This window comes from Ligilactobacillus hayakitensis DSM 18933 = JCM 14209 (assembly GCF_000615845.1).
Taxonomy (GTDB): Bacteria; Bacillota; Bacilli; order Lactobacillales; family Lactobacillaceae; genus Ligilactobacillus; species Ligilactobacillus hayakitensis.
In genome coordinates, this window is sequence record NZ_BAML01000006.1 from 1 (window position 1) to 13144 (window position 13144).

16 protein-coding genes are annotated in these 13144 nt (G+C 32.5%); 6 read left to right on the forward strand and 10 right to left on the reverse strand.

All coding sequences use genetic code 11. The features are described 5' to 3' along the window. Nucleotides 1-5: 5 nt before the first annotated feature. From JCM14209_RS02665 to JCM14209_RS02675, 3 genes are all read right to left on the reverse strand, one after another. Entirely contained in the window at nt 6-641 is a 636-nt protein-coding gene (locus JCM14209_RS02665; RefSeq protein ID WP_025022080.1) for an IS607 family transposase, read from the reverse strand. 261 nt (nt 642-902) lie between these two features. Continuing rightward, the gene (locus JCM14209_RS02670; protein WP_025022081.1) at nt 903-1751 is read right to left on the reverse strand and encodes a methyltransferase domain-containing protein; all 849 of its coding nucleotides are present in this window, start codon (nt 1749-1751) and stop codon (nt 903-905) included. Nucleotides 1752-1753: 2 nt separating this feature from the next. Continuing rightward, on the reverse strand, nt 1754-2248 hold the full coding sequence (locus tag JCM14209_RS02675; RefSeq protein WP_025022082.1) for a YbaK/EbsC family protein: 495 nt from the start codon (nt 2246-2248) through the stop codon (nt 1754-1756). A 250-nt stretch (nt 2249-2498) separates the two neighbouring features. On the opposite strand from JCM14209_RS02675, the gene JCM14209_RS02680 reads away from it, so the two are divergent. Beyond that, on the forward strand, nt 2499-3779 hold the full coding sequence (locus JCM14209_RS02680) for a cation:dicarboxylate symporter family transporter (RefSeq protein WP_025022083.1): 1281 nt from the start codon (nt 2499-2501) through the stop codon (nt 3777-3779). A gap of 39 nt (nt 3780-3818) precedes the next feature. Here JCM14209_RS02680 and JCM14209_RS02685 read toward each other — a convergent pair whose 3' ends face one another. Then, on the reverse strand, nt 3819-4166 hold the full coding sequence (locus JCM14209_RS02685) for a PTS glucitol/sorbitol transporter subunit IIA (RefSeq protein ID WP_025022084.1): 348 nt from the start codon (nt 4164-4166) through the stop codon (nt 3819-3821). A 93-nt stretch (nt 4167-4259) separates the two neighbouring features. Between JCM14209_RS02685 and JCM14209_RS02690 the strand changes: the two genes are divergently transcribed. Both JCM14209_RS02690 and JCM14209_RS09655 read left to right on the forward strand, forming a co-directional pair. Further along, on the forward strand, nt 4260-5282 hold the full coding sequence (locus JCM14209_RS02690) for a lactonase family protein (RefSeq protein WP_025022085.1): 1023 nt from the start codon (nt 4260-4262) through the stop codon (nt 5280-5282). A 122-nt stretch (nt 5283-5404) separates the two neighbouring features. Further along, on the forward strand, nt 5405-5854 hold the full coding sequence (locus JCM14209_RS09655; RefSeq protein ID WP_051523368.1) for a hypothetical protein: 450 nt from the start codon (nt 5405-5407) through the stop codon (nt 5852-5854). Between the two features lie 35 nt (nt 5855-5889). Here the strand turns inward: JCM14209_RS09655 and glmM are convergent, their stop codons facing one another. From glmM to cdaA, 3 genes are read right to left on the reverse strand one after another with little or no spacing between them, the layout of a single operon-like run. Continuing rightward, nucleotides 5890-7242, reverse strand: coding sequence for a phosphoglucosamine mutase (glmM, locus tag JCM14209_RS02700; RefSeq protein WP_025022086.1), 1353 nt, complete (start codon nt 7240-7242; stop codon nt 5890-5892). Nucleotides 7243-7259: 17 nt separating this feature from the next. Next, nucleotides 7260-8363 (reverse strand): CdaR family protein, encoded by a 1104-nt coding sequence (locus JCM14209_RS02705; protein ID WP_025022087.1) that lies wholly within the window; start codon nt 8361-8363, stop codon nt 7260-7262. Beyond that, nucleotides 8360-9217 (reverse strand): diadenylate cyclase CdaA, encoded by an 858-nt coding sequence (gene cdaA, locus JCM14209_RS02710; protein WP_025022088.1) that lies wholly within the window; start codon nt 9215-9217, stop codon nt 8360-8362. The genes JCM14209_RS02705 and cdaA overlap by 4 nt, the downstream gene beginning before the upstream one ends. A 204-nt stretch (nt 9218-9421) precedes the next feature. Here cdaA and JCM14209_RS10350 point away from each other — a divergent pair, with 204 nt between their 5' ends. Both JCM14209_RS10350 and JCM14209_RS10355 read left to right on the forward strand, forming a co-directional pair. Further along, on the forward strand, nt 9422-9763 hold the full coding sequence (locus JCM14209_RS10350) for a DUF1361 domain-containing protein (protein ID WP_263640345.1): 342 nt from the start codon (nt 9422-9424) through the stop codon (nt 9761-9763). Next, nucleotides 9738-10052, forward strand: coding sequence for a DUF1361 domain-containing protein (locus tag JCM14209_RS10355; protein WP_263640346.1), 315 nt, complete (start codon nt 9738-9740; stop codon nt 10050-10052). The genes JCM14209_RS10350 and JCM14209_RS10355 overlap by 26 nt, the downstream gene beginning before the upstream one ends. A 64-nt stretch (nt 10053-10116) precedes the next feature. Here the strand turns inward: JCM14209_RS10355 and murB are convergent, their stop codons facing one another. Then, nucleotides 10117-11016, reverse strand: coding sequence for a UDP-N-acetylmuramate dehydrogenase (murB, locus tag JCM14209_RS02720; RefSeq protein WP_025022089.1), 900 nt, complete (start codon nt 11014-11016; stop codon nt 10117-10119). A 116-nt stretch (nt 11017-11132) separates the two neighbouring features. Between murB and JCM14209_RS02725 the strand changes: the two genes are divergently transcribed. Beyond that, nucleotides 11133-11666 (forward strand): 3'-5' exonuclease, encoded by a 534-nt coding sequence (locus JCM14209_RS02725; RefSeq protein WP_025022090.1) that lies wholly within the window; start codon nt 11133-11135, stop codon nt 11664-11666. A 34-nt stretch (nt 11667-11700) separates the two neighbouring features. Here the strand turns inward: JCM14209_RS02725 and tsaE are convergent, their stop codons facing one another. After that, a complete protein-coding gene (tsaE, locus tag JCM14209_RS02730) occupies nt 11701-12156 on the reverse strand; it encodes a tRNA (adenosine(37)-N6)-threonylcarbamoyltransferase complex ATPase subunit type 1 TsaE (RefSeq protein ID WP_025022091.1) in 456 nt (151 codons plus the stop codon). A 3-nt stretch (nt 12157-12159) separates the two neighbouring features. Further along, the gene (pta, locus tag JCM14209_RS02735; RefSeq protein ID WP_025022092.1) at nt 12160-13134 is read right to left on the reverse strand and encodes a phosphate acetyltransferase; all 975 of its coding nucleotides are present in this window, start codon (nt 13132-13134) and stop codon (nt 12160-12162) included. Between the last annotated feature and the right edge of the window lie 10 nt (nt 13135-13144).

A 13144-nucleotide genomic window follows, 5' to 3' on the forward strand; every position in this document is an offset into this window, starting at 1 on the left:
AGAGCCTAACTTTTTGCGTTCGCACTACCATCAACATTACCACCTTTTAAAGATTCATCGTTTTTAAGTTTATTTTTATACTTTCGTAAACCGTATAAACGACTAGAAAATACATGGATAATACTCATTATATCATCAACCATTTCTTGAGTTGGACTGGTATTAACGTTATTTAATACAACTATTTTAGTATTGTGCATGTTACATAAACGTTCAAACCATTCATAACCAAAACGGATAAACCTGTCTTTATAAGTAATGTAAATCGTATCAACCTTATTATTCATTACATCTTCCAACAAGTTATTCCATTTTTTACGATTATAATTGAGTCCGCTGCCAATATCGCTTATGGCTTCATCAAGGATTACCCCTTTAGCGTTCACATATTGTCTAATAAAATCTATTTGATTTTTCAAATCGTATTTCTGACCGTTAGTTGATACTCTAGCATAAGCTACATTTTTTCGTTTATCCCTGATGGATTGTCCAATATATTCTAAATATTGTTCTTCAGTATAATATCTTCGATTGGTGGGAGTTCGATAAGCCTTCAAGATACCTTTCTTGTCCCAAATTTGTAAAGTTCTAACAGTAACACCTAAACGTTCTGCTATTTCTTTAGGTTTTAACATTTCCATAATAAACCACCTACATTTTTGTTTCTATGGTTTATTATAATTTACATTTCAACTTTTTTTACCTTATTCTATATTTTTATTAACAGTTAATTTCCTCCCAATTTTATGCATAAAAAAGCGTAGCCATTCGGTGTGGGCACGGCGAACAGCTACGTTAATGAAGTACAATCATATAGTAACTAACGACAGTCCCGTTAATTACTAACAACCGATTTCTCAAATTAAATAATATCACTCTTAAATTTAAAATTCAAGATTAAACTACGAAATTAATAAGACTACGTCAACCGTAATTTCATTTAATGGATGTTGTTTTACATCAGCAATCTTTTCATCAGATGCTCCCCATTTTAAGGGCGTCATTTCTAAAAGGTCTAAAAAATCATCGTCAGTCAATTTAAATTTATATTTAATTTCTTTTTTTTGAGCTTGCGGATAGTTTTCAAAAAATAACTCAACAACTTTTTGATTACTATAGGTCGCATGTTCACTTGATTTATCATATAACAAACTGCGAAGTTCTTTTAAATAATCTGAATTAGGAACTATTTTATATACTTTTCCCTTATCACTTAAGACTCGATTAAACTCTTTATAAGAAGATGGTGAAAAAATATCAATTATCGCATCGATTTTATTAGTAGCAAATGGTAAGTTTGCTAAATCTGCAATACAAAAGAAAATATCTTTTTGATTATCTGTCGCTAGATTAATTGAATCTTTAGAAATATCAAAGCCTACCATCGCATCTTTAAACTGGGGTCTTTTTTCTGTTAACTTTACAAGTGGTGTCCCTTCTCCACATCCCACATCGATTAAATTAACTTTTTCATTGGGCATTTCTTTTAAAATTTCTTCGATAATTTTATCAAAAAGGCCTTTTTGAAGAATATTTCTTCTTGCATGCCACATTTCTTTACTATCATAATCTCCTTTTTGACTATGAGTTAAAAAATTAACCGTCCCTTTTTTGTTTAAATTTATTACGTGCTGGTTATCACATATCAAACTATTATTTTCTAGTGCATTAATATTTTCATGACAAAACGGACAACTGAAAATATCCAAATTTTGCTTTAAAAATAACTTTCCCTTTTCAATTTTTTTCATGACTATTCTTCTACCTGTATATATTTTCCATCAACTAAATTAACTAAGTCTTCTAATTTCAAACGTACCGAACGTCCGACTTTACCGGATGAAACCGAAACTTCATCAAATGATTTTGTACGTTCATCAAAATAAATTGGAAATCCTTTAAATGCATGGATACCGATTGGTGTGTTAGCTCCATGAACATAACCAGTAATATTAATTAATTTTTTGTTGTCAGCTAAATGTAACTGTTTTTTCCTTAATTGTTTTGCCACTAATTTCAAATTAATTTCCTTAGTAATTGGCAAACATACTACAACATAATCTTTAGGATCTTTATTAGCCTGAAGTACAATTGTTTTTAAAATTGAATCAACTTCAATTCCTAAATCATTTGCTTCACTAAGAACTCCTTTTTCTAACCAATTATAAGAAGTTTCAATATATTCAATATTATTTTGATCTAAAACTCTTTCTTCATTTGTTTTCTTTTCTTTCTTTTTCTTTGCCATACGTAACTCCTCTTCCATCAAGAATTCACTATTAATATCTTAACTGAATTCTTTATAAATTTAAAGATATCTCACCTTTATCCTAAAGACGAACTATTATGATTTTAATTTATAAATATTTGACTTTTAGTCATTTTTTTTGTATTCTAAGAGTAAATTTATAATATTTTTATTAACATTTATTATCATAATACCCGTTTATAATTAATGGTATAATGATTTTAGAATATGTTTAGGAGAGATGAAGAATATGAAAAAGCATAAAACACTGAGATTATCGCTCGGGTGGCAGATTCTTATCGGACTTGCAATTGGTATTATTTTCGGCGTTATTTTCCAAAATAATAAACAATTTATCAATTTTGCAAGCGGCCTAGGGTCAATTTTTATTAATATGATTTCAATGATTGTTCTTCCAATCGTTGTATCAAGTTTAGTTGTCGGAATTGCTAACATGGGTGATCTTAAAAAACTAGGTCGCATTGGCTTAAAAACTTTAATCTACTTTGAAGTGTTATCAACAATCGCTTTTATTGTTGGTATGATTGTTGCTAATATCTTTAATTTAGGTTCGATGTTAGATTTATCACAACTTTCTAAAACTGATATCTCTAGTTATATTAAAACTGCCAACAGTGCTTCACACCACGGATTAGGTTCAATTTTATTATCAATTGTCCCTTCAAACTTTTTTGAAGCGTTATCCACCGGCGAAATGTTACCAGTTATCTTTTTCACTGCTATGTTTGGTTTAGGAATTGCCGCTGTAGGTGAACGTGCTAAAATCTTGATTGACATCTTACAAGCTGTCGCTGAAGTAATGTTTAAAGTTACTGGGTGGGTTATGAAATTTGCTCCATTTGGTGTTGCTGGATTAATTGGTGCTACCGTCGCACAACTTGGTTTAAATTCTCTTAAGCCACTAGCCTTATTTATTTTAATGTCATACTTAACAATGATTTTCTTTATCTTCGTTGTATTAGGTATTACATCTCGTATTTTTGGATTCAAAATTACTGATCAATTACTTGTTGTTAAAGACGAATTAATTCTCGCATTTTCAACTGCCAGTTCAGAAGTTACACTTCCAAAATTACTTGAAAAAACTCAAAAATTAGGTGTTGACAAGGGAGTTGCTTCATTTGTTATTCCAACAGGTTACACTTTTAACCTTGACGGATCTGCTATTTATCAAGCTTTAGCAGCTATTTTCTTAACACAAGCATACGGTATTCATCTTACATTAGCTCAACAAATTACGTTATTATTAGCTTTAATGGTTACTTCTAAAGGAATGGCCGGCGTTCCTGGAGCATCATTCGTTGTTTTATTAGCAACAATGTCAATTGTTGGGGTTCCACATTCAGGTTTAGCTATTATTGCAGGAATCGACCGTTTAGTAGATATGGGACGTACAGTTGTTAACGTTGCCGGTAATGTTACTGCTACTCTTGTTCTTGGTAAATCAGAACATTCATTTAATCAAGAACAACATGATAAATACGTCGAATCATTTAGAAAAAAAGCATAATTAAAAAGGATTAGAAGTTTAGTTTCTAATCCTTTTTTGTTAGCAATATTCAATTTTGCTTCCAACATGAACCTGTGGCATTCTATGAGGAGTGAGATAAATAGCATTATGTTGTGGAGTGTCTGGAACTTCACTAAAGAATAATGTAATATGCCCTAATTCTTCAAAATTTTGATCAACCAATTTTCCTTTATACTCTACTTCAAACTTTTCTCCATCAATTAAGATTTCATCACTAATTTGAAACCCTTGTCTTGGAGTGGTGAATTTTTGAGCTACTGAAACTTTTTGTAAATTTTCAGTAATTTCTTTATCGCCAAAAAGTATCATTACTTGTTCGTTTGGGCTAATAGCATTGGCACCAATATTTGTAACTGTTGCTTTCATTTTAAATTCCTCCATTTTTCTTTTAGTATATCACATCCAAATCTATGATATACTTAGATTGTAAAATTTACTAAAAAATTGGAAGTGAACGCCATGAAAGAAAATATTCTTTTTGGAACATATACTCGGAATAATAGCCAAGGAATTTATCAAGCAGTTTTGGACTCAGATACATCTCAACTTTCTGATCCCAAACTTTTGATTAGTGGAATTGATAATCCAACATATTTAACAACAACATCTGATAATTATTTAATAACTGTTGCAGTAAAGCACAATCAAGGCGGAATTGCGATTTATAATTTAAATGATCAAAATCCTGTTTTAGTAGATGAAAATCTTACTGACGGTGCCGCACCTTGTTATGTTAGCTTTGATCAAAAGCGCCAACTTGTATTTACTGCCAATTATCATAAAGGCCAAGTTGACGTTTTTAAGTTAAACGAACAAAGACACTTAACTCTTTGTGATACTGTCCAATATTCTGGAAACGGCCCTAAAGATGAACAAGATGGACCTCATGCTCATTATGCTGATTTGACACCAGATAACAAATTAGTAACGATTGATCTTGGTTCAGATCAAGTCCACACTTATGAAGTAAGTAACGAGGGAGAATTGACTGAAATCCAAGTTTTCAAAACACCAGAAGGCTTCGGTCCCCGTCATATAACTTTTAGTAAGGATGGTCAGCTTGCTTTTCTTGCTGGTGAGTTATCTAGTGAAATTGCAGTCTTAAAATATAAGAACGGTCAATTTAATTTAATCCAAATTATCAGTACTATTCCAGAAGATTGGTCTTCACATAATGGTGTTGCTGCTATCAGAATTTCTGATGATAACCGTTTCTTATATGTTTCTAACCGTGGTAACAATTCAATCGCTGTCTTTTCAATCGCTAATGATGGTATATTAACTTTAATTGAAATTACCCCAACAAATGGTGATTTTCCACGTGACTTTGCAATTAATTCCACAGGTAAATATTTAGTTGTTGCCCATCAAAATTCTACTGTTGCTAGCGTATTTGAAATTAATTCAAAAACTGGTAAACTAACTATGTTACAAACAGATATTCCAATTCCTGAAGGTGTCTGTGTACATTTTGTCAAATAAAGGAGAATTACTTTGTTACTTAAAGATTTTAAAGTTGCAAGCATGTCTAATGCAATTAACGCAATCCAAAATGGTGCTCAACGGATAACTTTGCATAATCATAATCTAACCCCTAGTCGCGGATGATTGCAGAAATTACTAAGTATGCCCATGAACATCGTGTTTCAGTAAACGTTATTATTAATCAATCCTTTGATACAAATAATAAATTAACAGATAGTGATATTAAGATATTAGAAACTGACATTTTTGAATGTCAAGCGCTCGGTGTTGATTCCGTTGAATTTTCATGCTTTACTAATGATTCATTTGATGAAGACGCCGCTACTCAACTACTTGCTGCTTGTGGTGGAATGGCATGTAATCTTGGAATTCTTAATCAAGATATTCCAACTAAAGTATTGGAACGTTCTTTTGAATGGGCAAACGATAACTATCTTGATCGAATTTATGTTGATAATGTTGATCAGTTTGAGCTTGCAAGTAAATATTTTGCAACAGAACAAATTGTCCTTTCAACTACGAAAGATTCAAATTTAAATAACAATAGCATTAAACAAATTCGTTTATAGTAATAAAAAAGGGACTTTGATAAAGTCCCTTTTTATTATTCTTCAATACCCATTTCAGATTTAACTACATTAACAATTTCCATTACATATTCATGCACAAGTTCTGGAGTTTTAGCTTCAGCCATAACACGCAATAAATCTTCTGTTCCACTTGGACGTACTAAAACGCGGCCATCACCAGCCATTTTAGCTTCAACTTGCTTAATTGTTTCGTTGATTTTTTCATTATTCAAGGCAGCTTGTTTGTCAGTAACTCGAACATTTACTAATTCTTGTGGATATGTTGTCACTTCAGCAGCTAATTCAGAAAGTTTCTTGCCTGTTTGTTTCATAACATTTAACAATTGAAGAGATGTTAACATCCCATCCCCAGTTGTATTAAAATCTAAGAATACAACGTGACCTGATTGTTCACCACCAACGTTGTATCCATCTTTTCTCATTTCTTCAACAACATAACGGTCACCAACTTTAGTTTGTACTGAATTTAAGTTATTTTCTTCCATTGCTTTGTATAAACCAAGGTTACTCATAACCGTAGTTACAATCGTTTCTTTTTTCAAACGCCCACGAGAATTCATGTATTTACCACAAATATACATAATCTTATCTCCGTCAACGATTTCACCGTTTTCATCAACTGCAATACAACGATCACCATCACCATCAAATGCAATTCCAGCTTGGGCACCTTTTTCAACTACCATCTTAGCTAAAGCTTCTGGGTGAGTTGAACCTACACCATCATTAATGTTAATTCCATCTGGTGTTGTGGCCATTGTATCAAATTCTACCCCTAAATCAGCAAATAATCGAGATACAAGGGCGCTAGTTGAACCATTAGCACCATCAATCACAATATGCATTCCTTCTAAATCTTCTGGAATTGTTTGTTCTAAGAATTGAGTATACTTTAAAGCTCCTTCGCGGTAATCGCTCACAGTTCCTAATCCCGCTGCTGATGGACGTGGTAAATCATCTGTGTCCTTTTCTAATAACGCTTCGATTTCTTCTTCTTTTTCATCTGATAGCTTGTAACCATCGCCACCGAAAAATTTAATCCCATTATCTTGAGCAGGGTTGTGAGATGCAGAAATCATAACCCCTGCATCAGCCCCTTGCATTCGTACTAGATAAGCGACACCAGGCGTTGTCATAACTCCCAGAGAAAAAACTTCAATCCCTACTGATAATAAACCAGCAATTAAAGCTTGTTCTAACATTTGGCCAGAAATACGAGTATCCCTTGCCACTAAAACACGAGCTGGCTTACTTTCAGCGTGTTGGGTTAATACATATCCACCATAACGACCTAATTTAAATGCTAATTCTGGACTTAGAGTTTCATTTGCGATCCCTCTAACTCCGTCTGTTCCGAAATATTTCATTTTTATCCTCTCTTTCGTTAATCACTTGCACTTGAACTGCTTGCACTAGTACTTCCGTTTGAAACACTGGTATTATTTTGCTCATGATTACTTTGATTATTTTGTTTTAAATTATTTTCGATACTATTGTCAACCCTTTCAGATTCACTATTGGAATCATTTCCCAAAACGGTTATTGTGACTGTTATCGTTGTAGGAGAAATACTCAAAATCCCACTTACTGGAGCTTGAACTTGAATAGTTTTTGTTTTTGTTGACGTAATACCCGCTACTGATACCGGAACGTTCAATACTGAAATATTATCTAAAGCTTGTTTTGTTCCATGTAAAATAACAGATTTAGTATCTGAAGAAAGTTGGTAATTATAACCTTTTTGTCCATCCGTATGAATCAAGTTAATAGAAACTTTCTTGCTAGCAGTTGCAGTATAAATTGGCAAATTAACTTTAACTGTTTCAGGTTCAAAATCTACATCGAGTATCCTTCCGTTTTTATCTAAGGCTTCTAAAAATACCGAACCTGAGAAATTCTCTTTAATACTATATGGTAAGTTAATGTTAGCAACAACCATTGCAATATTATTAACATCATGCTTAGCTCCAATAACAGTAACTTTACGATAATTCAACTTAGGTGTGCCAGCAAGAAAACCATCCGCAATATTATCCGAGTTATATCTGACTTGGACTGGGAATGATTTTACCTTTTTAGCTGCAATTTTAATATTCAAAGTTTCTGAATCAAATTTAACACCAACTTCACGATTTAAACCTGTATGTTCCAGTTTAACTTGATGATTTCCCTGTTTTAAACCAGTAACATCAATATAAACTTCAAAGTTCTTAGTGTTACTTGCAGCTGTTACTTGAGCACTGGGACCAATCAACCTAACTTCTACTTCACTAGGAACTCCTGAAATAAATTCATCACTACTTTGCCCTTTAATTTTAACGGGCATTTTTACAGTAACTGATTTATTATTACTCATTAAGTTTGATGAGGTTGCACTTCTTGTTGGAGAAAATTGTGCTGAATTCACAAATATAAATAGAAAAATTGCAAATACTAATGATAGCAGTTGATAAAAGAATTTGGTATTGAGGTGCTTTGAAAATTTCAATGTTTTCGCCCCCCTCTTTTTTTGCGAGTGCTATTCAAAAAAGATTCACTAATTATTTTTGCAATCCAACTTTCATTTTCTACTTTTTTAGGCACTAATTCATTTGTTAAGAGCTTTAGATAATCATCGCGAGTTAAATCTCTAATTAATTCGCTATTTTTAGTAATTGTAACGCCACCTGTTTCTTCTGAGACAACAATTGTTAAAGCGTCGGTAACTTCACTAATTCCAACAGCTGCTCGATGTCTAGTTCCTAATACTTTTGGAATTAAGTTACTTTCAGAAAGCGGTAAATATGCTGCGGCAACCGCAATTTTACCGTCTTTAACAATCACTGCCCCATCATGTAATGGAGTATTAGGGATGAAAATATTTATTAATAACGCCCCTGTAATTTCTGCATCTAATTTGATTCCGGTTTCGATATAATCTTCTAGCCCGGTATTCATTTGTACCGTAATCAATGCTCCAATCCGTCTTTTTGACATATATTGGATAGCTTGATCAAGCTCCTCAACCATTTTTTCTTCTTTTTCACCTTGTTTTTTATTATGCACAAAGGTTCCACGGCCTAAATGTTCAAGTCCGCGACGAATTTCCGGTTGAAAAATTACAATAATGGCAATAATTCCCCAATTAATAACTTGGTCCATTATCCAAGAAACAGTTTCTAAACCGAGATACCAACTAATCAGCTTAATGACAATAATTACAACGACCCCTTTAAATAACTGGACGGCCTTTGTTCCTCTTAGTAGCATCATCAATTTATAAATTGCATACCATACCACGATGATATCTAGTAGGTTAATCAAATGTTGTGCTGTAATTAGACTATTCCAATCAATCGACATTGATTTTCCCTCCTTGGTATTCTCCAATATTATATCACGATAACTAAGGAAATACTTGATATTGTTTAATTTCATCTTAACTTCTCAATTTATTTTAACAATGCTCTCACAATCTGTTAAAATGGAACATAATATCTTAGATTTGAGGTGAGGATTATGCCAAAAAAATTCAAATGGTTCATTCGTTTCGCTTTTATTTTATACATGTCCTATATATATATTACAGTTGTACAAAAAAACTACTTCTATAGTTTTTTATTATTAAATACATTTTTAGGCTATATTCCAATCGAGCTCGCGTTTCATATCAATCCTAAACAAAATAAATTTATTTTTTATTTTATTTTCTTACTTTGGATTCTTTTTTATCCTAACGCGCCTTATATCCTCACAGATTTATTCCACTTAGCTCGCTATAACCCTTATGATCCTCAAACAGGTTTGATGACTTTTAATCTTCATATGTGGTTATCATATACTAATTTACTTTCAAGCGCTTTTAGCTTGTTCTTTATTAGGGATTTGGAGCCTAGAGTATTTTACTGATGTAATTATGCAGAGATTTAATTTACAGAATTTTCTCACTAAATTCAGTTTAATTATTGTTTTTAATATCATCTCTTCAATTGGTATTTATGTTGGAAGATTCCTTCGACTTCATTCTGCATATCTTTTTATCAAACCCGCTTGGGTAATTAATGAGCTTTTATCGATGTGGAATTTACGCATGTTAATTTTTATTGTATTTATGACCCTAATTCAATTAATTATTTGGACTATAAGTTATGTTGGTCGTATTAGTTTAAGCAATCCACAATTCAATCTTACAAAATAAAAAACCTTAAGAAATCAACGTTTTTAGCGTAATTTCTTAAGGTTTTTTCATTACTTGGCCCTTTTTAATCATGACCAATTATTCTAACTTCTGTTTCTAATTGAACATCAAACTTTGCTTTAATTTCCTTTTGAATATGCTCAATTACAGCAACATAATCACTTGCAGTTGCATGATCGATATTTACAATAAAACCAGCATGTTTTTTAGAAACTTGAGCACCACCGATTTGAAAACCTTGTAAACCAGCATCGTGAATTAATTTGCCTGTAAAATGTCCTTCTGGTCGTTTAAACACACTACCACATGATGGATACTCTAATGGTTGTTTTGAAGCTCTTAAAAAGCTTAAACGTTGCATTTCTTGATGAATTTCATCTTTATTACCTTTTTTTAAAGTAAATGTTGCATCAATAACAATATCATGTTCATCTTGCAAACGGCTATGGCGGTATCCTAATTCTAACTCATCAACTTGATAACGCTTATATTCACCACTTTGCGTTAAAACTCCAACTGACTCAAGAACATTTTTTATTTCTCCTCCATAAGCACCTGCATTCATGAACACTGCTCCACCAATACTTCCGGGAATTCCTGACGCAAATTCAAATCCTGTAAGTTCATTTTCCGCTGCAATGCGCGTTGTTTTAATGAGTGATGCCCCTGATTGAGCAATAACCTTATTTTCTTGCACCTGTATTTCATTTAATTCTTGCAAAATAATTACTAATCCATCAATTCCACCATCGCGAACAATTAGATTACTTGCATTACCTAAAATTGTTAGTGGAATCCTATTTTCATTTGTGATTTTTACCAAATTTTCGATTGTTTGTATATCTTTAGGAAAAGCTAAAGCTTCTGCTGGTCCACCAGTTTTTGTATTTGTATATTTATTAAGTGGTTCATCGTACTTCACGTCGAAGTCAATAAACAACTTCTTTAATTCATTACTTAACATTCTTTTACCTCTCATAATAATCTTATATAATTTTAACACGTTTCAGCCAATTTTATTAGTTTTCCCTGGCATATTTTGGTAAACTATTTTTAATAAAGATTAAAGAAGGTGAAATAATGGATTTTGTTGCAATCGACTTTGAAACTGCGAATGCTAAGCGGAATAGTCCTTGTTCTATTGCTTTAAGTGTAGTTGAGAATAATCAAATTGTTGCGGAATTTTATTCGCTAATCAAACCTGACACCGATTTTTCTTGGAGAAATATTCAAGTTAATGGAATTACGGAAAATGATGTTAAAGATGCACCGAGTTTTCCTGAACTTTGGCCTCATATAAAGAATTTTTTTACACCAGAAAAATTAGTGGTAGCTCACAATGCTCCGTTTGATGTCAGTGTTTTAAAAAGAACTCTTGAATTTTATGGAATTCCACAACCAACTTTTAATGTAATTGATACTTTAAAAACAAGTAAAGACTTTTTTTCTGACTTTGAAAATCACAAATTAGATACAATCTGTCGCAATCTCAATATAACATTAAAAAATCATCATAATGCGCTTTCAGATAGCGTTGCATGCGCTCAAATTTTACTATATCAAACAAAAAAATTCGGTAATCAACAAATTGCAAAATACATTAAACTAAAATAAAAACTGGAAAGATTTTTTCTCTCCAGTTTTTTTATTAAATATTATCGATAATCTTTTGATATTGATCGCCACGTGCTTCTAAAGTAACGTAACGTTTATCAAAATCATTTTCATCTTTTAAAATATGCATAATCAAATATTGGCTTGGTAATTCGTCATCAATAAACTGAGACCATTCAATAACGCAAACCCCATCCCCATTAAAATAATCATCTAGACCAATATCACCTGCTCCAGTCTCTTCTAGGCGATACATATCCATATGATATAACGGTAATTTTCCATCACGATATTCTCGAATTAAAGTAAAAGTTGGGCTTTTTATATTACGTTTAATTCCCAATCCTAACGCCAACCCTTTGGTAAAAGTTGTTTTTCCAGCGCCTAAATCGCCATCCAGAAGTAAAACATCCCCGCTACAAACTTGTTGAGCTAACTTTTTACCTAACTCCATCATTTCTTCTGCATTATTAATTATTAATTCTTTCATACGTTATAGTGCTTGAGCAGCTGTAATAATCGCTACTTTATAGACATCTTCTTCAACAGACCCACGCGATAAATCAGACACAGGTTGATTTAACCCTTGAAGAATTGGTCCAATAGCTTCAAAACCTCCTAATCTTTGAGCAATTTTATATCCAATATTTCCTGATTGTAATTCTGGGAACACAAATACATTAGCTTTTCCAGCTACTTTTGAATCTGGTGCTTTTTGATTCCCCACAGTTGGAACAAAAGCGGCATCAAACTGTAATTCACCATCAATTGACAATTCAGGTGCTAAACTTTGTGCAATTTTAGTTGCTTCTTGAACTTTTGTCACTTCAGGACTCTTAGCTGAACCCATTGTTGAAAAACTGAGCAGTGCAACTTTAGGGTCAATATCAAACATTTCAGCTGTATGAGCACTTTCAATTGCAATTTCTGCCAATTCTTGAGCACTCGGATTAATATTAATTGCACAATCAGCCAAAATATATTTTTCCTCACCTTTAACCATCATAAATGCCCCGCTTGTTCGACTGACATTAGGTTTAGTTTTAATAATTTGAAGTGCAGGACGAACTGTATCGCCAGTTGAGTGAACAGCCCCAGATACTAGTCCATCTGCTACTTGCATGTAAACTAACATCGTTCCAAAGTAATTAACGTCACGCAACATTTCTTCAGCTTGTTCTAATGTATTTTTTCCTTTGCGACGATCAACAAATTTCGCTTTCATTTCTGCAAATTTATTGTCAGGATACGTCTTCGGATCAATAATCTTAATTTCACCTAAATCAACATTTAATTCTTTGGCTGTTTGCCTAATTACTTCTTCATTTCCTAGCAAAATAGGAACAATTAAGCCATCATTGGCCAATCTAATTGCTGCCTTTAAAATTCGAGGTTCTTGTCCTTCTGGAAATACAATCTTTTTATTTTTACCACTAATTTTATCTTTTAAGATATCAAATAATTCCATAATTATTCCT